Consider the following 17,337-nt stretch of genomic DNA (forward strand, 5'->3'; position numbering starts at 1 on the left):
AAAACTTCTGACATACTTGGTAAACAGGCATAGAGGTGATCTCATTGAATTGATAGCACAATCAGTAGATCACAAAACTCTATGCCTGTCTTTTTTTACCTGCTCATTACTGGGGATTCCTCAGCGCTACGGCGGGATTTTTTATCTTCAGTAATCGACTTTTCCGCGCAGGTTTTTGGTTTCTCCCCGCCGTACTTTACTCTCCAGCCGTTTACGTTTGGCATTTTTGCTCGGAGCAGTTGCCCTGCGCACTTTTTGAAATCGGGTAGCTTCCTGAATTAATGTGGTTAATCGGGCTAATGCCGCTTCACGGTTTTGTTCCTGACTGCGATATTCCTGCGCTTTAATAATTACCACACCCTCACTGGTTACCAGGTGGCTGTTCAAGGTCAGTAAACGCTGCTTATAAAACTCAGGCAGGCTGGAGGCGTGAATATCAAACTTTAGATGAATCGCGGTTGAAGTTTTATTCACATGCTGTCCACCGGCACCCTGTGCGCGAATTGCCGTTAAGACAATTTCATCATCAGGGATAGTTACACCAGCCGAAATCACCAAACCCATTAATTATTCACCCAGCGTTTTCCAGGTCTCAAACGTCAGTTCAACATTATTCTGATTGTCTGACAGCCAGATAGCACCATCCTGAATGGTTGCCTGTAATTGCATATTGCGAGTACACATTGAAGTCAGTTGTTTCAATTGTGTATCGTCCAGAAACCGCACCAGTAAATTACGGTGAGAAGCCAGTTTGCTTTCATTTTGCTGCCACCATACTTTTGCCGCCCGTTCACTGTAAGCATACAGCACAACCTGCTCTGACTGATGACAGGCTTTTCTTAATCGTTTCTCTTCCGGTAACCCCAGCTCAATCCACAGAACAATGCCATTATGGTCGTTATGTAACCAGATTTCTGGCTCATCGTCTGCACAAAGCCCTTTAGTAAAAGATAAACGTTCATCCGCATGGCATATCCAGGCCAGCAGCCGTAACATCATTCTTTGCTCGGTTTCCGACGGGTGCTGCGCCAGCGTTAGCACCGTATCTGAATAAACCTGACGATCCATGTCCGCAATATTAACGGTCGCTTTATAAATTGTTGCTTTTAATGCCATGAAGAAATGCCAGTGTAAATAGTTTGAATGGCGGCTAGTGTAACCAATTCGCTGAAGGAACACATCGTTAATCCAATCGAAGGAAGGCATCAGCCTCCTGATGACCACTAACAATTCTGTTTTCCCTATAACATCACCATGTTAACCAAATAGCAGTATCATCTCTTTTGTCAGTGAATCTTGACAAATTTATTCACTAAACCATCCCCAAGTAGCTGATATAAAGAATCACAACTATGCTATAGTCAGCACTGAAATTAATGATGAGCAAGCTCTGATATTGATTTAGCGTTGCAAGATAACGCCCGTAACACAAAGATTAGCTGCAAAGGAGGATGTATTATGCAGAAGTACAGCGAACCTGTTCGTCGTAAATATGCGCAAATAGCCAGCGGCGATCTTGGATATGTATCTGATGCGTTAGGATGCGTATTAAAAACATTAGACGATATAGCAGCTGATGAAACGCTATCGTCTGCCGTTAGGGAACAAGCGGCCTATGCTGCCGCTAATTTACTGGTGAGTGATTATGGTGATGACTAAAAAAGAGTACCAACCCATAAACTGTGATGACTATGATAATTTAGAGCTCGCCTGTCAGCACCATTTAGTCCTCGAGATTAAGTTAGAAGATGGTGAGAAATTGGAGGCGAAAGCCTGCGATTTGCTCTTGCGCAAAAAGGTCGAGTATCTGATTGTTGAAGTCGATGGTCAGCAAAGAGAGCTGAGACTCGATTGCATTGTTTATTTTAGCCATCCAACAATTGGTAAAATAGAGATCAGTCTTGCTGACTGATATATTTAATACGGGCAGCGTTATCACTGCCCGTTTAATTTCTGCCTGAATATCGACTACTTCTCACCTAAGCTGGCGTAGTAAGCTGCCAAATCGGCAATATCCTGATCGGAAAGGCTACGCACATATCCAACCATGACTACCGCCATACCGCCTGTTCTCTCCCCTTTCTTATAGGCATGCATTGAATTATCCAGATAGACCTCATTCTGCCCTGCGAGATGTGGGTAGGTTGGAATTGAAATCTTACCATCAACACCATGACAGCTGGCACATCTTGTCGATTTAGCTTTACCCGCGGCAGCATCGCCAGCAGCCTGTACAGAGAAGCTAAACAGTAATGCGCAGGATAGTAACAATAACGTTTTTTTCATTATCTTGACCTCTGTAAACTACATTGCTTATCAATGAAATAGTGTAGATGAATTTAGCACCAGACTGCTAATATGATTTTTTCTGATATCGAATGTTCCAGCCTGCATCGTCTCCCTGTCGTTGACCTTCAACCGTAACAAAAACGCCTAATGCTGCAATCAGCTTATCGCCATAAAATAGTAGCGGTGTTCTTTGCCGCAGCCAAACGGGGACATCCAACTCCTGCCAAAGCTTTTTCAGACTACGGGAATGGGTACGCCCCACGATATGAATTTTCAGGTTACCTGGCGCAGAAAAACGCACGGTAACCGGTTCATCTGCCCCTGGGCTACGAACAACCTCACCCGGCTCATCCGGCGTCAATTCACCTAATGAATCAGGGAGTCGTAGTGTCGACTTTCCATCCCACACCAATTGAATCTCATCAACCGGCTGCATGATGGGTAACAAATATAAGCGCTGCTGATAGCGGCGAATTTGATAATTCCCTAGCCTTAGCTGCGGTTCTGCATCCTGCTGGCTCAGGGCTACTTCCCACCACAGTTTTTCCAGTTGATCCTGTGATGGCATCATCATGCCTTGCTGACTCAACCAACGGCGTAGCAGCGCCCGGCGCTGGCTATCAGATACCGATGACAATCCATCAATATCTATTGCACTATTCACATCAACTAACCGGGATAATGTCGGAGCCAGAAGTTCATCCAATAATCGCTCTTGCTCCGCGCACAGAGCAGCGCTGCGGGACACCATGCGGGAAAACTGAGGCCAACGCTGCTCCAGAGTGGGCAGGATATTCAAACGTAAAAAGTTTCGATCGAAGCGAGCGTCCTGATTGCTGTCGTCATCAACCCAACGAAGTTTTTGAATTCTGGCGTAATCCTCAATTTGCTGACGGGACACATTAAGCAATGGCCTCACCTGCTGATAATCACCAAACATCATTCTTTCCGGCATGGCCGATAGCCCCGCTGGTCCGCTGCCCCGTTTTAGCGCCAGTAAAAAAGTTTCGCACTGATCGTCCCGGTGCTGTGCTGTCACCAGAACATCGCTATCAGATAACAGATAGCTCAGCGCCTGATAGCGCGCTTCTCTGGCCGCTGCTTCAATGCCCGTCAGGGACGGCTCTACGTTAACATAAGCAATCTGTAATGGAATGTTCCATTTTTCGCACTGCAATCGACAATGTTCCGCCCATTCTCCGGCGTGCTTGCTCAGGCCATGATGTACATATACTGCCCGTAACATTAACGCGGGTCTTAATTTCCCTCTTATTGTCATCAGCGCATGCAATAATACCGACGAGTCAATACCGCCGCTGTATGCCACCAGAATGCGGTCATCATTTTTCAGCGTTGCATCGACCTGCTGTATAACGTCATTGCACAGTGCTTCATCAGACATATAGGGCTACCTGTAAAAAGAGATACCCTATGTTAATCAAAATACTCTCGTATAACGAGCAACTTACTCACTCTCTTCATAAAGTTCTAACGGTAATCCATCCGGATCGTTGAAAAAAGTAAAACGTTTTTCTGTATAAGGGTCAACACGAATCGCTTCATACGTCACCCCTGCCGCAGCCAGTTGAGCTACGGCGGCATTCAGATCCTGTACGCTAAAAGCCAAATGCCTTAAGCCACAAGCTTCCGGCTGTGATGGTCTGGCAGGGGGATGTGGAAAAGAGAATAACTCTATCTGATAGTCGCCATTAATTGCCAAATCGGCTTTCCACGATTGGCGCTCTGCGCGATAGTGTTCAGCTAACAGCTCAAAACCTAATGTATGACAATAGAAATGTTTGCTACGCTCATAATCTGCGCAAATGACCGCTATATGGTGTATTTTTTCAACTTTAAGCATAAAAAAACTCCAGATATTAAAATTATAATCAATTAAATCAGTGCATTAGCAATTATCATACAATAACCATTTTGTGTTATTTTTCTGACTAACTCGATTCAGCTCACTGAATAGTAAAACCATAACCACTAAAATTCGCGGCTAAATCAAAACGATAGACACAATATAAGGTATAACCATGTCTGAATCTCTTTCCTTTATTTTAGGGGTTATTCCTCTGGTCGCGTTAATTGTAATGATTTTAAAGATAAAAACCCCTATACATTATGCGGTTATCATTTCTTTAATTATTACTTTAGCCCTTGCCGGTTTTTTCTGGAAAACACCCGTGCAAAGCCTCTCCATGTCGACCCTTTATGGTGCATCTAAAGGGTTGTGGCCAATTATCATTGTTATTCTTGGCGCTATTTACAGTTATAACCTGATGCTGAAAACCGGCAGCATGGATGTGATAAAAAACGTTCTGGCCAGCATCAGTGATGATAAACGCATCCAGATTTTGCTGATTTCCTGGTGTTTTGGTGGCTTTTTGGAAGCTGCCGCAGGCTATGGAACTGCGGTCGCCATTCCCATTGGTATCCTTATCGCTTTAGGCTTTAATCCGTTAAAAGCAGCGGTCGCCTCGCTGATAGTGAATACGGTACCTACCGCCTTTGGTGCCGTTGGTATTCCGGTTTCTATTCTGGCAGAGCAGACCGGATTACCAGTACGAGAGCTTAGTAGCATGATTATTGTACAATTATCATTGTTCAATATCTTGCTTCCTTTCGTCATTGTCGCCATTACCGGTAATGGTATCAAAGCCATCAAAGGTGTGTTCTTTATTACCCTGATGTGTGGCGTAAGTACCTTAATTCCTCAATACTTCGTCGCCACCTATCTTGGCGCTGAACTACCGGCTTTTGCGGGTAGTCTGGTCAGTATGTTGGTCACTATTTTCCTGGCAAAACGTCATAAAGCAGCACAGGAAACGCAAAACGAACAGTCAGAAACTGAGAAGCCGCACTATTCCCGCGCTGACCTGATGCGCGCCAGTGCTATCTATCTGCTAACGTTCCTGTTTATTTTGCTGTGCTCTCCGCTGTTCCCGGCCATTAAAAATAGCGCAGGACAAATCTCCAGCGTCATTCCTTATGCATTAAGTGATAGTCAGGTTCTGAAGCTAAAAGTTGAATGGTTAAGTACCCCTGGTGTACTGATTATTATCGCTACTTTTATTGGCGGGACCATTCAGGGTGCCAGAATGTCAACCATGCTATCCGTACTCTGGGGCACGGTAGTACAGCTGAAAAACTCCATTATTGCCATTACGGCTATCGTTGCTATGGCAACGGTTATGGATACCAGCGGCATGATTAATGATATCGCGAATACGTTGGTTAACGTTACCGGCATCGGCTATATCTTTATCGCTCCAATGATTGGTGCGTTGGGTACTTTTGTTACCGGCAGCGATACCAACTCTAACGTCCTGTTCGGCAAGCTACAGACCAGCGCAGCCACTCAGTTAGGCATTGACCCAATACTGCTGGCGGCGGCCAATACATCCGGGGCAACCGGCGGCAAAATGATCTCTCCTCAGAGTATTGCTATCGCCGTTTCGGCAACCCGAATGGATGGACAAAGCAGTGCCATCATGTCAGGAACCCTTAAGTACTGTGCGATTTATATTATTATTCTTGGTCTGAAAATTGGTGCTATGTACTATTTGTTCTATTCATAATACAAATCACATACAACACATTTAGGCAGTGATAAAATTCGTACCCGATTGTTACCGGCTTTCGCACAGGGAGCCGGTATATCAGCCCCAAAATGATGCGCTAACGGAATACTCATTATGATAATCGCTGACAAAGCGGCCGTCAGCCTGATGCATCTCTATATCTTCGGAGTAACTATTATATGAAAGTAAATTTTTATGTTACCTGCATCGGTGACGCACTGAAGGCCAATATGGCCCGCGATAGCGTACTGCTGCTGGAACAACTGGGATGTGAAGTGCTTTTTCCTGAACGTCAGGGATGCTGTGGCCAACCGGCGCTTAACAGCGGCTATGTTAATGATGCCAAACCGGCAATGAAATCGCTGATTGCCGCCTTTGAAGATAATGATTATCCAATCGTGTCCCCTGCTGGCTCCTGTACCTATGCTATTAAGAGCTACCCAACCCATCTGGCGGATGAACCTGAATGGGCTGCCAGAGCACAGGCCGTTGCCGATCGTATGCAAGATTTAACCAGCTTTATCGTCCACCAGCTTGGGGTAGTAAACGTAGGCGCTCGCTTACCGGGAAAAGCCGTTTATCACCCATCGTGCAGCCTGTTTCGCAAACTTGGGGTGAAAGATGAACCCATTGCCCTGCTAAATAACGTTGAAGGTCTGGAACTGCTGCCAATCGTTAATCAGGAAACCTGCTGCGGCTTTGGCGGTACATTCTCCGTCAAGATGTCTGAAATCTCCGGTGAAATGGTGAAAGAGAAAGTTCAGCACATTATGGATGTCGAACCAGACTACCTGATTGGTGCTGACACCAGTTGCCTGATCAATATCAGCGGGCGTCTGACACGTGAAAAGCGTCCGGTAAAAGTGATGCATATCGCTGAAGTGTTAATGAGCCGCTAAGGGGATATCTCATGTCGATGAAAACCAGCAACATAGATTTTAAACCGCGTATCAAAGCAGAGATGGAAGACACCATCATGCGTAAAGCGGTGGCTATGGCTCAGGAACGTATCGGAGCCAACCGTCAAATTATGGTTAATGAATTGGGCCACTGGGAAGAGTGGCGCGATCGCGCAGAGCAAATCCGTAACCACGTGCTTGAAAACCTGGATGCCTATCTGTATCAGCTGTCAGAAAAAGTGACGCAAAACGGCGGGCATGTCTATTTTGCCAAAACTAAAGAAGAAGCCACCGACTATATTCGCGATGTCGCCCGTCAGAAACAGGCGAAAAAGGTGGTGAAGTCAAAGTCTATGGTTACCGAAGAGATTGGACTGAACCATGTACTGCAAGCTGAAGGTATTGAAGTCGTTGAAACCGACCTTGGTGAGTATATTCTTCAGGTAGATAACGATCCGCCATCTCATATTGTAGTTCCGGCAATTCATAAAGACCGCTATCAGATTCAAAAAGTCCTGCATGAAAAACTGGGATATGACGGCCCCGAAACACCGGAAGCCATGACGCTGTTTATTCGTGAACGCATCCGTAAGGACTTTCTGGAAGCCGATATTGGCATCAGCGGCTGTAACTTTGCAGTGGCGGAAACCGGCAGTATTTGTCTGGTTACCAATGAAGGTAACCTGCGTATGGCAACGACCCTGCCTAAAACGCATATTGCCGTTATGGGAATGGAACGTATCGCCCCAACCTTTGAAGAGGTTGACGTGTTAATTACGCTGCTGTGCCGCAGCGCAGTGGGTACTCGCTTAACCAGCTATAACACCTGGCTAACTGGCCCTCGCGAAGCGGGGCATGTTGACGGGCCGGAAGAGTTCCATTTAGTGATTGTTGATAATGGTCGATCAAAAATCCTCGGCTCAGAATTTAAAGATGTTCTGCGTTGTATTCGCTGCGGTGCCTGTCTGAATACCTGCCCAGCCTATCGCCAGATTGGCGGTCATGGTTATGGTTCTATTTATCCCGGCCCCATTGGTGCGGTTATTTCACCTCTGTTAGGAGGCTATGAAGACTTTCACGATCTCCCTTACGCCTGCTCATTGTGTAATGCCTGTAATCAGGTGTGTCCGGTGAAGATTCCTTTAGCACAACTGATCGTTAAACACCGCCGGGTTATGGCAGAAACCGGCCTGACGCCAAAAGGCGAACGACGTTTCACCCGTCTGTTTAACTATGCAAACGCCCATCCTGCCCTGTGGAAAGTCGGTATGACTATGGGTGCCAAAATGGCTAACTGGATGATTAAAGACGGTAAAGTACCGCTTAAAATTGATGTACTCAATGACTGGATGGATGCCCGTGACTTACCTGCGCCAGACGGTGAAGGGTTCCGCAGTTGGTTTAAGCGTCATCAGGCTGAGAGGAATAAGTAATTATGTTAATGAATCAACAAAACCGTACTGCATTTTTGGATGAGATTGCCCGTCAGTTAGGGCGAGAAGTACGTAAAACGCCCTCAGAAAGTAAGCCACCGGTCAATGACTATCCTCAAACTCGCCTGACGGATAAAATTCAGGATGAGCTTTGCCTGGAGTTTATGGAGTTTGCCAGCACGCAGAAAGTAAAATGTGTACTGAGTCGTCCTGAAGGGTTAATTGGCGATCTTATGTCTCTGTGCGACGATTACGGCAGTGCTCCGGTAATTATCAGCGGTGACCCGCGTTTAGCTGACTTAGGTATTACCGCAGCCTTAAAAGAGCAGTTTGATGCATGGGTGTGGGACCCAAACAAAGGGGACGAAAATATTCATATGGCCGAAAAAGCCAAAGTGGGTATTGCCTACGCAGAGGCTGGTTTGACGGAATCCGGTGGCGTAGTGCTGTTTTCCGCGCCGGAACGAGGCCGTTCCGTTAGCCTGCTGCCAGAAACGTCCATCTTCGTACTGCGTAAAAGCACCATTTTGCCACGCGTAGCGCAAATGGCTCAACACTTGCATCATATGGCTCAAGCGGGCGAACGTATGCCATCCTGTATTAACCTGATTGGCGGCCCAAGCTCCACTGCCGACATTGAGTTAATCAAGGTATTTGGCGTTCACGGTCCAGTTCATGCTGCCTATGTCGTACTGGAAGACTGCTAATCGGGCAATATCACAGCGGCAGGGAGATGGTTTCCCTGCCCTCTTCCACTAACTATTTCTGTTCTGTTGGCTATACATCCAGCGATGGCTGAAACATACTTATCAATCAGGCCTCCATCAAGATTACAGCAAAATGTAAGCATGGCGCTAAATGAAGTTTACCGGGTGTTAAGCAGTCAATTCTGAATTGGTTGTTCTAGAGAATGATTGAACAAAAACAGCAGATTTTGCCGTGTTTTCAATCAACTGAATATTATGTTCTTTAGCAAAAACTATACGAAAAAAGACTAAAATAACACATGATAATAATATTAAAGCATTTCTAAATTGATTAACCGTCATCCTTGCACTGCGTAAATTATCGCTTAATTGTAATGTATTTATTTTTAACATAATTATCTTTAATAAAAATTAAATACGTTTCAAAACAATTATTATAATATTTATTTCTCAGCTAAAAACGTTTTCAGATACATATTGTTGAATAAGATTTTCCCGTATATATTTATGAAATTCATCATCGTTCATAGAATTATGCCAATATACATAATTCATCATTACAAGTTTTTGCCCCTGTATTTTTATAGTTGATAAATTATCTTTTTTAACCAAATCATTACTGAAAAGACATATCGCATCTGATTGACGTAAAAGAGTTACCGCAGCACTGGTTGAAGATGTTTTCAATACTGTTTCCATGTTTAATATTGCATCTCCCCAAAGATTTTCTGCCAGGCTTTGTATTTGTTCACGGAATAACACCTCTATCCAGGGATATTTAGTGATCTCATTAAGACTCACAATTTTTTCCGCTAACGGGTGTCCTTGTCTCACGGTCAAAAAATATTCCATTTCAATTAACTCAATCTCACAGATATCCTTTGATAACGAACTACATTGCCCAAAGAAAAAATCAATATTTCCATTGTTTAAATCCGTTATACATTGATCATAACGAGTAAAAACTTCAAACGTTACTGTTGTTCCGACACATTCACGTTGTGCAAAGTTATATAAAAGAACTGAGATATCATTAATATAGATATCTTCCGGCACACATACTCTGTAAACATCTTTTTGAGGAGTGCAAAACTTAAAGTCTCGACGTTTGTCAAGCAACACCTCTAAGTCTGCTAAAATAATTTCTAATTCAGGGTATAGCCGTTCAGCAAACGGAGTCAGCTTCATGCCATTTGCACTACGTATGAGTAGTCGATCATCAAACAATTCTCGCAAACGAGCCAATTGATGACTTATTGCTGGTTGACCAAGATGCATCTGTCGCGCAGCTTTGCTAACTTGTTTAGTTTTAAGTAAAAAGTAAAGCGTAACCAAAAGATTTATATCACTTCTAATTACACGAGAAAAGCTACTTTTCATCATAAATGAGACACCTTATTATTTTATTATAGTATGTTACACCATAATTACTTCCCTGAACTACTTTTCTGGTAAATCTCTGCTATGGAAAAACGCTTTCTTTCTAAGTTGTTATGATAGATAAACTTAAGTATAGCAATGCTTTTATACTTGTTGGATACCCTTTATTAAACTTAACTTTAGTGTCATTATCAAAAAGAAACACTAATATTTTTCAGGGGTTCCAACAGGTGGCGACAAATAATGCATTACGGGTTCAGCAACATCAAAGAACATTAAGCCAATACCCACCCCTGCCGAAAAAAGCATGGCAAACCAAGAGTGATAACTAAAGTCTGGTTGGGCATGATCTGGGCCTAACTTGATACTACCATAACGAGAAAGTCCCAAAAAAGTTACACTTAGCAATATCAGAACTACTGCCAATACATAAAACCAACTGGCATTAATATAAATTTGCTGCTGTAATGCCTTGAATTGTTTGTCAGCAAACTCAGGGTAAATTGCAGCAAAAGCAACTAATAAAAAGATCAAAATCGCTGAGTAATAATGATATTTTTTTCATATATAACTTTCTTTGAACTCTGTTCAATTATTTTCAAATTCAGAAATCACTTGCCTTCAAATGTGTTTTAATTAATATTGCATTACATTCTCACAAAAAAATCAGAAAATAGATCAACATAATGAATAAAAATAATAATCAAACATTTGATTAAATTTTTAATTAGTTCAATATTACCTCAATTATATATAACAATTATGCGTTTTCTAATTGTTTAATATAAGCTTCCACTCTCGACAGGCGGATCTGCATTTCAAAACTTATCTGTTCTGGAGTATGGTGTTGTTCCAACAGGCGCTCTATTTGAGCAGCAATATTTACCTCTTTTCCCTTATATACATAAGTGGTCTGAAAGGTTTTACGACAATTGATGCAGTAATAACGTTGAATCCCCGCCTTACCTATCCCATGTTTTTTAGTACAATCATATTCTCCGCAATGGTGACAAATAGGTGTTGCTTTTTTGAAATAACTATTCATATTCAGCTCCATATTTATTAACGCAAAACAAATTAACAAATTGAAAATTAATGACATTCACCCCTTAAAAAGAAACATTCAGGGTCAATAAACAGGCATATTCAGCCAACCCAGTAACATAGCGGACTCCGCCATGATGTTGATATTGGCCGTATAGCCATCAAACTCATTATTGATAGCCGATATCTGATTATTGAAATGGTCATTTTCTGCGGTCAGGACATCCAACAGTGACCGCTTACCCAGGTAGTACCACTGTTCATAGAACATAGTTCTCACCCGATCCGTTTCTGATGACAATGCCTGGTATTCTTTCGCCCGTTTAAAAGCCGAGTTTCGTACCTGGATCATGCTGCGGATTTTATATTTCAGCTCCAGCACCGTGGTTTCGAACTGCATCTGGGTGGCCTGAGCGCGCTGTACTGCCGCTGCCTGAGATGCCGAGGCCGAACCGCCGGTAAACAGATCCCATTCCACGTTAATACCCGTGTACCAGGATTGTTCATCGTCATTGCTGTCTTTGGCAGTGCTTTTTGACACTATCCAGTTAATATTGGGATAAGCTGAAGACTTGATAGCATCAGCCTTGTACTGGCTGGCCTGAAGCTCCGCTTTCGCCCGCTGAATTTGTGGATGGTTATCCAACGAGGCCAGAATACTGCCCGAATTGATATTCGACTCATCCCACACCAGATTTTCCGGTATCTGAACCTCATGCCCCAGCAGGCGGGTCATTTTGATTTGGGTATCGCGCCAGTTGCTTTCCAACTGCTGTACATTGGTTTGAGCCTGTAATAGTTTGGAACGGGCCTGAACCAGTTCGCTGCCCCGACCTCTATCGGTCCGGGTAATTTGCGACAGCATATTCACTAAATCAGACATCCGTTTTTCATAGGCTTTCGCCACTTTGATGTCTTTCTGAAACTTATCCAGTGTCAACAGACCTTCAATAGTCTGATAAGCAACCTGATTACGAATCAGTTTCACCGTCTGCAATGATGATTTAGACAGCTCTTCTGCACTCTGAATACCGCTACCGGTTTTACCAAAGTCAAACACTGTAGTGGTTACCGAGACTGAACCGCTGGTATCACTGATGTCCGAGGAGTTATTGTTGCGAGTACCGCTACCAAAGTTAGATACCGGCGAGTTAGCGCCCACTTTCACCTGCGGCCAGCGGGTACCTTTGATTTCATCCGTGTCATATTTAGCGGCAGTAAATGTGGCCTGCGCATTACGAATTTCCGGACTGAAGTTCAGTGCCTGACGCACGGTGTTCTTCACAAACTCAATGGATGGGATACCTTTACCGGCCACTGGCGGTTTGGTGGCATAACCTGGTGCCTTGACCGAAATCCCTGACTGAACGCTCTCTTCCGGCGCGCTCAGCGAAGTATCCTTGACCACCCAGTTAAGAATATCCTGCTGAACTTTATCGTCGGTTTTGGTAAATGCGTTATCGTTTTTGATAGTAGATACTGGCTGAACCACAGGTTGGGTATCAGTCAGCAGGGTTGTCGGCTTGCTTTCATCCGGCTTCACCGGCGTGGATACCGTCATCGGTTCGCTATCCGATGATATATCGATAAAAGTAAGTTGCTCCGTATCATGGCTGTTGGCCGTTGCCACCGTTGTTTTAACGCTGGTTGATTGACTGGTAGCGATGGACGCAGGATTCTGTGCATTCTTACGCTCCGGTTCTGTTACGCGGGCAGAGGCAGTACCAGCAGCAATAACTTCTACTTTACTCTCCGCCGCATCAATGGGGGCAAACTCCAGAGCATCATCATCTAAAGCTGACACTACTGCTGTTGATGGTTTAGTTTGTTGAACCGAACTGCCCTTTGCCACCCAGCTTTTACCATCACGTCCTACTGTAGTAACTGGCGCAGTGATCAACGGTATAGCTGGAGCAGGATCTTGCAAAGGTTCTACTATAACCACTGAAGCTGGTGGAGCAGGTATATCCGGCACCCAACCTTTATTATTGTGGGTAGTAGAAACAGGCATTGCTGTATGTTTAGTACCTGTGGACCAGTTATTACCATCGCGACCTACTGTCACCACCGGAGCAGGTGGCGGTATGATAATTGCCGGTGTCACCTCACGAGCAGGAGTTGCAGAAATCGGCGTAGGGGTGATAATCACCGGCTCAACCTGTGCTACAGGAATATCAACCGCTTTAGGTTTTATCGTCGGTGGTGGCTGATTTACTGCGCCCGCACGGCGTCCCGGCTGTAAGGCCTGTAATAATTTATCGTCCATCTGTGCTGACATAGCAGTAGTTACTGTTACCGATAAAGATAATGTCAACAGAGCTCGTTGTCTCATTTTCATCATTTACCTTATCGCTCCCTAAACGCTTCTCTGGCTTTCAAGACGGGTTTCAGAATGTAATCCAGTATGGTTTTCTCTCCCGTTCTGATTTCTACTGTGGCTATCATGCCCGGCATAATAGGGAAGACTTTATCTTTGGCGTTGAGCGCCGCTTTGTCAGTACGCACTAACACACGGTAATAGGAGGTATCACCACGTCCCTGACGCATCTTCTCTTCATCTTTCAGGGTGTCAGCACTGATGTGTTCCAGCGTGCCACTTAAACCACCGTAAATGGCATAGTCATAAGCCGTGATCTTCACTGTCGCTGGTAGTCCCGGGTGCAGAAAAGCCACGTCTGACGGTTTAATTTTCGCTTCCACTAATAACTTATCTTCCAATGGAATAATCGCCATAATCTCCCCGCCTTGCTGGATAACCCCGCCTACAGTAGTGACTTTAATGTTATTCACCGTACCTCTCACTGGTGCGACGATGGTTGTACGATTCATCACATCTTCACGGGCAGCCACATTTTCCACACTCTGTGCCAGCTCGCTTTCAAATTTATTCAGTTCGGCGTTAGCCTCTGAGCGAAATCGATTCTGACGTTCGGCAATTTGCAGGCGGAATTCGTTGGCCTGACGGCGCATCCGCAGCAGCTCTACTTCTGACATCAGGCCTTTTCTCATTAAGGGTTCGGACAAATTAATTTCGTCCTCCGCCAGTTTCAGGCTGGTTTGCAGGGTTTTTACACTCTCGTCCAGCGTTTGCTTGCGGGCATTGAAAGCCTGAGTTTCATCTTTCACTATTGACGGCACTTCCAGTACATCCATTGGAAACTCTAACGGCGTACCGTAGGCTTCAGCTCTCAGGCGAGCGATAGTACCTTTCAGGCCAATTACTTTTGATACTCCTTCACGATAGATAGCGCCTACTCGCGTCGGGTCAATTTTCAACAGTACCTGACCTTTCTCAACAACATCACCTTCGCGAACATTCAATTCTTCCAGTATTCCACCCTCGAGACTCTGGATAATCTGCTCACGGCTGGCGGGAATAATTCTGCCTTCACCCAGCGTGATCTCTTCCACCCGAGCGAACTTCGCCCAGACAATGGCGATAACCAGAATTGCGCCGATTAAATACAGCATGATCAGACTGAACGGCGTTTTCTGTTCGATCAGTGCCACCTGCAAATCGCGCATAAAAGGTAGATCGCTGGTTTTTACTTTTCCCGTCGGTGCCGGTAAACCGCCACCTGGTTGTTGTCTCTTGTCTGTCATTAAGTCTGGATTCCCTTTTATTATTATTGCGTCTTACCGTTGGCCTTTAACGCGGCGATTACTTCATCCTTTGGCCCGTCGGCTACGACTTTACCGTCATCCAGTACGATCAACCGATCTACCAATTCCAGTAATGAGAAACGATGAGTCACCAGTACTACCGTTTGATCGGCAATCGAAGTTTTCAATTTATTAATGAACAACTGTTCAGTCATGGCATCCATGGAACTGGTCGGTTCATCCATCAGCAGAATTTTTGGTTTCAGTAGTAAGCAGCGCGCCAACGATACCAACTGTTTTTGACCGCCGGAGATTCCCTGCCCCATTTCACCAATAGGCATCTCAAATCCCAGAGGGTGACGCATAGCGACCTTATCCAGACCGGTCATGCTCGCCACTTGCAATAGCTCTTCAGTAGAGGCTGATGGATTACCAATAGTGACGTTTTCTCGCAAAGAACCAAAAAACAGACGACTGTCCTGTCCAACATAACCCACAGAAGTGCGCCAGTCCGCCGTATCCACCTGAGTGGCATCTACGTTATCAATCATGAGTTGACCGCCCCCTGGTTGGAACAATCGAGCCATCACTTTCAATAAAGTTGACTTACCGCTACCGATACTACCGAGGATCGCCACCCGTTCACCTCGATGAATGGATATATTCACTTTCTGTAGCACCACAGGAGCAGCCATCATTCCACCGCTTGGGTAACTGAAGCTGACATTCTTTAATCGAAGATTGCCAGTAAAATTCGGGGCTGACAGGTAATGAATTTTTTCATCACGTTCAGTAGGCATTTTCATTAGCTGATTTAGCGAGCTTAAAGCGGCTTTTGCCTGTTGAAAACGAATAGCTAACCCAACTACGGATGCTAAAGGAGATAAAGTTCTACCGGATAATATGACAGCACCAATCATCGCCCCCATGGTTAATTCGCCAGCATGAATCAAGTAAACGCCCCATATCACAATTGCCACTGTTGTTAATTGCTGCATAAAACTGACAAAGGTAGTGGTAGTACTGGATAATGCTTTAGATTTCATTGAGGTTGCAGCAGCGAGCGCACTAAAATCTTCCCAGCGCTTTTGCATCACCCCTTCTCCCTGGGCGGCTTTCAGCGACTCCAGACCGTCAATAGTTTCAATCAACAAGCCCTGTTTCAGAGAGATTTCTCGCAGGTTCTCCTTCATATTTTTGGCCAGAGGCCATTGCACACACAAACCTACAATCAGGATAATTGGTACTGCACACAGTGGAACCAGCACTAATGGTCCAGCCACCAGATAGATAATAAACAGGAATAAGGCACAAAACGGCAAATCTGATAACGTTGATAAGGTGGCTGAAGTAACAAAATCCCGTACTGACTCAAACTCACGTAACTGATTAGCAAAAGCGCCGGAGGACTGAGGTTTGCTCTCCATACGGATACCAAGGACTTGTCTGAACAGCATTGTTCCCAACAGTAAGTCTGCCTTTTTACCGGCAATATCAAACAAGTGAGCTCTCACTAACCGAGAGATGAACTCGAAGATGATCGCGATAAAAACGCCAATCCCCAGCGACCATAAAGTTACATAAGCCTGAGTAGGTACTACCCGGTCATAGACGTTCATGGTGAAAAAAGTTGAGGCCAAAGTCAGGATGTTAGCCAACAAAGCTGCCATTGCCGCACTGGCGAAGTAGTGGCGGTAACGCCACAGAGTGGAAAACAGCCAATGCCCTTCTTTATTGGGTTCCGGCAAACAATCGTTACTGCGTTCATCAAGTTTAGGTTTTGGATTGCACAGCAAGGCATAACCGGAATACATTGCTTCCAAAGCACGAGCAGACAGAGTGACTTCTCCACCGTTTTCAGGTAAGACTACCCGATAGGATGAAGTCCCCCCTTTGTCACTAATTCTTTCAATAACAATGCAATGGCTACCATCTTTACGAGTAAGAACCACCGGGAACAGATAAGAGAATAATTGCCCTAAATCCCGCTCTACCCAAGCAGCGCCCATACCTATCTGACCCAGCATGCGTAGGGCAAGTTGGGAAGTAAGCTTTGGCTCTTTTGGCAACCCGGCATACAGTACCGCAGCACTGGCAGGTTTATTGTAGTAAGCGGCCAACCACTGAACGGACCAAAGTAAGCTATCGTCTTGAACGTCCATTGCGGGGGCAAAATCCTGGCTCATAGTTTTAGTTATTCCTGTTTTAGTAAATATTACTGCTACTGTTTTTTGATATTGTTAGTAAATCCCCTTAAAGTCGCCGATAACATAAAAAATTTATATATCAAATAGTTATATTTATTTTGACCAATATTTAAGTTGCAAAAGCCCTATACCAGTTAACAACCACTGAATATTATTTTTAATTAACGTCTAATCGCTTTAGGAACCAA

17 protein-coding genes and 1 pseudogene are annotated in these 17,337 nt (G+C 44.6%); 6 read left to right on the forward strand and 12 right to left on the reverse strand.

Going from position 1 to position 17,337, the window contains the following annotated elements; translation table 11 throughout:
* Positions 1 to 147: 147 nt before the first annotated feature.
* Together arfB and LPW36_RS03185 are read right to left on the reverse strand one after the other, a co-directional pair.
* A complete protein-coding gene (arfB, locus tag LPW36_RS03180; RefSeq protein ID WP_230608032.1) occupies positions 148 to 564 on the reverse strand; it encodes an alternative ribosome rescue aminoacyl-tRNA hydrolase ArfB in 417 nt (138 codons plus the stop codon).
* 3 nt (positions 565 to 567) lie between these two features.
* Positions 568 to 1,116: a YaeQ family protein gene (locus LPW36_RS03185; RefSeq protein ID WP_230608173.1), complete on the reverse strand. Its 549-nt coding sequence runs from the start codon at positions 1,114 to 1,116 to the stop codon at positions 568 to 570.
* Positions 1,117 to 1,458: 342 nt separating this feature from the next.
* Here LPW36_RS03185 and LPW36_RS03190 point away from each other — a divergent pair, with 342 nt between their 5' ends.
* The gene (locus tag LPW36_RS03190; protein WP_108901554.1) at positions 1,459 to 1,659 is read left to right on the forward strand and encodes a YaeP family protein; all 201 of its coding nucleotides are present in this window, start codon (positions 1,459 to 1,461) and stop codon (positions 1,657 to 1,659) included.
* Positions 1,646 to 1,912 (forward strand): Rho-binding antiterminator, encoded by a 267-nt coding sequence (gene rof, locus LPW36_RS03195; RefSeq protein ID WP_228398175.1) that lies wholly within the window; start codon positions 1,646 to 1,648, stop codon positions 1,910 to 1,912. Before LPW36_RS03190 ends, rof begins: the two co-directional genes overlap by 14 nt.
* Before the next feature lie 56 nt (positions 1,913 to 1,968).
* On the opposite strand, the gene LPW36_RS03200 is transcribed toward rof, so the two are convergent.
* From LPW36_RS03200 to LPW36_RS03210, 3 genes are all read right to left on the reverse strand, one after another.
* Positions 1,969 to 2,286, reverse strand: a complete 318-nt coding sequence (locus LPW36_RS03200) for a c-type cytochrome (RefSeq protein ID WP_230608033.1) — start codon at positions 2,284 to 2,286, stop codon at positions 1,969 to 1,971.
* Between the two features lie 67 nt (positions 2,287 to 2,353).
* Positions 2,354 to 3,691: a tRNA lysidine(34) synthetase TilS gene (tilS, locus tag LPW36_RS03205; protein ID WP_230608034.1), complete on the reverse strand. Its 1,338-nt coding sequence runs from the start codon at positions 3,689 to 3,691 to the stop codon at positions 2,354 to 2,356.
* A gap of 63 nt (positions 3,692 to 3,754) precedes the next feature.
* Positions 3,755 to 4,150, reverse strand: coding sequence for a VOC family protein (locus LPW36_RS03210; protein ID WP_230608035.1), 396 nt, complete (start codon positions 4,148 to 4,150; stop codon positions 3,755 to 3,757).
* A gap of 178 nt (positions 4,151 to 4,328) precedes the next feature.
* Between LPW36_RS03210 and LPW36_RS03215 the strand changes: the two genes are divergently transcribed.
* From LPW36_RS03215 to LPW36_RS03230, 4 genes are all read left to right on the forward strand, one after another.
* Complete coding sequence (locus tag LPW36_RS03215) at positions 4,329 to 5,873, forward strand: L-lactate permease (protein ID WP_230608036.1); 1,545 nt, start codon at positions 4,329 to 4,331, stop codon at positions 5,871 to 5,873.
* Positions 5,874 to 6,055: 182 nt separating this feature from the next.
* Positions 6,056 to 6,775, forward strand: a complete 720-nt coding sequence (locus tag LPW36_RS03220) for a (Fe-S)-binding protein (protein WP_230608037.1) — start codon at positions 6,056 to 6,058, stop codon at positions 6,773 to 6,775.
* 11 nt (positions 6,776 to 6,786) lie between these two features.
* Positions 6,787 to 8,208, forward strand: a complete 1,422-nt coding sequence (locus tag LPW36_RS03225) for a LutB/LldF family L-lactate oxidation iron-sulfur protein (protein WP_230608038.1) — start codon at positions 6,787 to 6,789, stop codon at positions 8,206 to 8,208.
* 2 nt (positions 8,209 to 8,210) lie between these two features.
* On the forward strand, positions 8,211 to 8,915 hold the full coding sequence (locus LPW36_RS03230; protein WP_230608039.1) for a LutC/YkgG family protein: 705 nt from the start codon (positions 8,211 to 8,213) through the stop codon (positions 8,913 to 8,915).
* Positions 8,916 to 9,083: 168 nt separating this feature from the next.
* Here the strand turns inward: LPW36_RS03230 and LPW36_RS03235 are convergent, their stop codons facing one another.
* From LPW36_RS03235 to LPW36_RS03265, 7 genes and pseudogenes are all read right to left on the reverse strand, one after another.
* Positions 9,084 to 9,308 (reverse strand): hypothetical protein, encoded by a 225-nt coding sequence (locus tag LPW36_RS03235; RefSeq protein ID WP_230608040.1) that lies wholly within the window; start codon positions 9,306 to 9,308, stop codon positions 9,084 to 9,086.
* Between the two features lie 57 nt (positions 9,309 to 9,365).
* Positions 9,366 to 10,298: a LysR family transcriptional regulator gene (locus tag LPW36_RS03240; RefSeq protein WP_230608041.1), complete on the reverse strand. Its 933-nt coding sequence runs from the start codon at positions 10,296 to 10,298 to the stop codon at positions 9,366 to 9,368.
* Positions 10,299 to 10,508: 210 nt separating this feature from the next.
* A pseudogene (locus LPW36_RS03245) lies at positions 10,509 to 10,856 on the reverse strand (BCCT family transporter); the annotation flags it as partial.
* Positions 10,857 to 11,055: 199 nt separating this feature from the next.
* The gene (locus tag LPW36_RS03250) at positions 11,056 to 11,340 is read right to left on the reverse strand and encodes a hypothetical protein (RefSeq protein ID WP_230608042.1); all 285 of its coding nucleotides are present in this window, start codon (positions 11,338 to 11,340) and stop codon (positions 11,056 to 11,058) included.
* Positions 11,341 to 11,424: 84 nt separating this feature from the next.
* A complete protein-coding gene (locus LPW36_RS03255; protein WP_230608043.1) occupies positions 11,425 to 13,680 on the reverse strand; it encodes a TolC family protein in 2,256 nt (751 codons plus the stop codon).
* 5 nt (positions 13,681 to 13,685) lie between these two features.
* Positions 13,686 to 14,942, reverse strand: coding sequence for an HlyD family type I secretion periplasmic adaptor subunit (locus LPW36_RS03260; RefSeq protein ID WP_230608044.1), 1,257 nt, complete (start codon positions 14,940 to 14,942; stop codon positions 13,686 to 13,688).
* A 23-nt stretch (positions 14,943 to 14,965) separates the two neighbouring features.
* Complete coding sequence (locus LPW36_RS03265) at positions 14,966 to 17,128, reverse strand: type I secretion system permease/ATPase (protein WP_230608045.1); 2,163 nt, start codon at positions 17,126 to 17,128, stop codon at positions 14,966 to 14,968.
* Positions 17,129 to 17,337: the final 209 nt, after the last annotated feature.

It is taken from the genome of Limnobaculum eriocheiris, assembly GCF_021010575.1.
In the GTDB taxonomy this organism is placed as follows: Bacteria; Pseudomonadota; Gammaproteobacteria; order Enterobacterales; family Enterobacteriaceae; genus Limnobaculum; species Limnobaculum eriocheiris.

Coding starts and splice junctions, on each gene's coding strand:
- arfB (WP_230608032.1), bottom strand. CDS start 564: ATGGGTTTGGTGATTTCGGCTGGTGTAACTATCCCTGATGATGAAATT.
- LPW36_RS03185 (WP_230608173.1), bottom strand. CDS start 1,116: ATGGCATTAAAAGCAACAATTTATAAAGCGACCGTTAATATTGCGGAC.
- LPW36_RS03190 (WP_108901554.1), top strand. CDS start 1,459: ATGCAGAAGTACAGCGAACCTGTTCGTCGTAAATATGCGCAAATAGCC.
- rof (WP_228398175.1), top strand. CDS start 1,646: ATGGTGATGACTAAAAAAGAGTACCAACCCATAAACTGTGATGACTAT.
- LPW36_RS03200 (WP_230608033.1), bottom strand. CDS start 2,286: ATGAAAAAAACGTTATTGTTACTATCCTGCGCATTACTGTTTAGCTTC.
- tilS (WP_230608034.1), bottom strand. CDS start 3,691: ATGTCTGATGAAGCACTGTGCAATGACGTTATACAGCAGGTCGATGCA.
- LPW36_RS03210 (WP_230608035.1), bottom strand. CDS start 4,150: ATGCTTAAAGTTGAAAAAATACACCATATAGCGGTCATTTGCGCAGAT.
- LPW36_RS03215 (WP_230608036.1), top strand. CDS start 4,329: ATGTCTGAATCTCTTTCCTTTATTTTAGGGGTTATTCCTCTGGTCGCG.
- LPW36_RS03220 (WP_230608037.1), top strand. CDS start 6,056: ATGAAAGTAAATTTTTATGTTACCTGCATCGGTGACGCACTGAAGGCC.
- LPW36_RS03225 (WP_230608038.1), top strand. CDS start 6,787: ATGTCGATGAAAACCAGCAACATAGATTTTAAACCGCGTATCAAAGCA.
- LPW36_RS03230 (WP_230608039.1), top strand. CDS start 8,211: ATGTTAATGAATCAACAAAACCGTACTGCATTTTTGGATGAGATTGCC.
- LPW36_RS03235 (WP_230608040.1), bottom strand. CDS start 9,308: ATGTTAAAAATAAATACATTACAATTAAGCGATAATTTACGCAGTGCA.
- LPW36_RS03240 (WP_230608041.1), bottom strand. CDS start 10,298: ATGATGAAAAGTAGCTTTTCTCGTGTAATTAGAAGTGATATAAATCTT.
- LPW36_RS03250 (WP_230608042.1), bottom strand. CDS start 11,340: ATGAATAGTTATTTCAAAAAAGCAACACCTATTTGTCACCATTGCGGA.
- LPW36_RS03255 (WP_230608043.1), bottom strand. CDS start 13,680: ATGATGAAAATGAGACAACGAGCTCTGTTGACATTATCTTTATCGGTA.
- LPW36_RS03260 (WP_230608044.1), bottom strand. CDS start 14,942: ATGACAGACAAGAGACAACAACCAGGTGGCGGTTTACCGGCACCGACG.
- LPW36_RS03265 (WP_230608045.1), bottom strand. CDS start 17,128: ATGAGCCAGGATTTTGCCCCCGCAATGGACGTTCAAGACGATAGCTTA.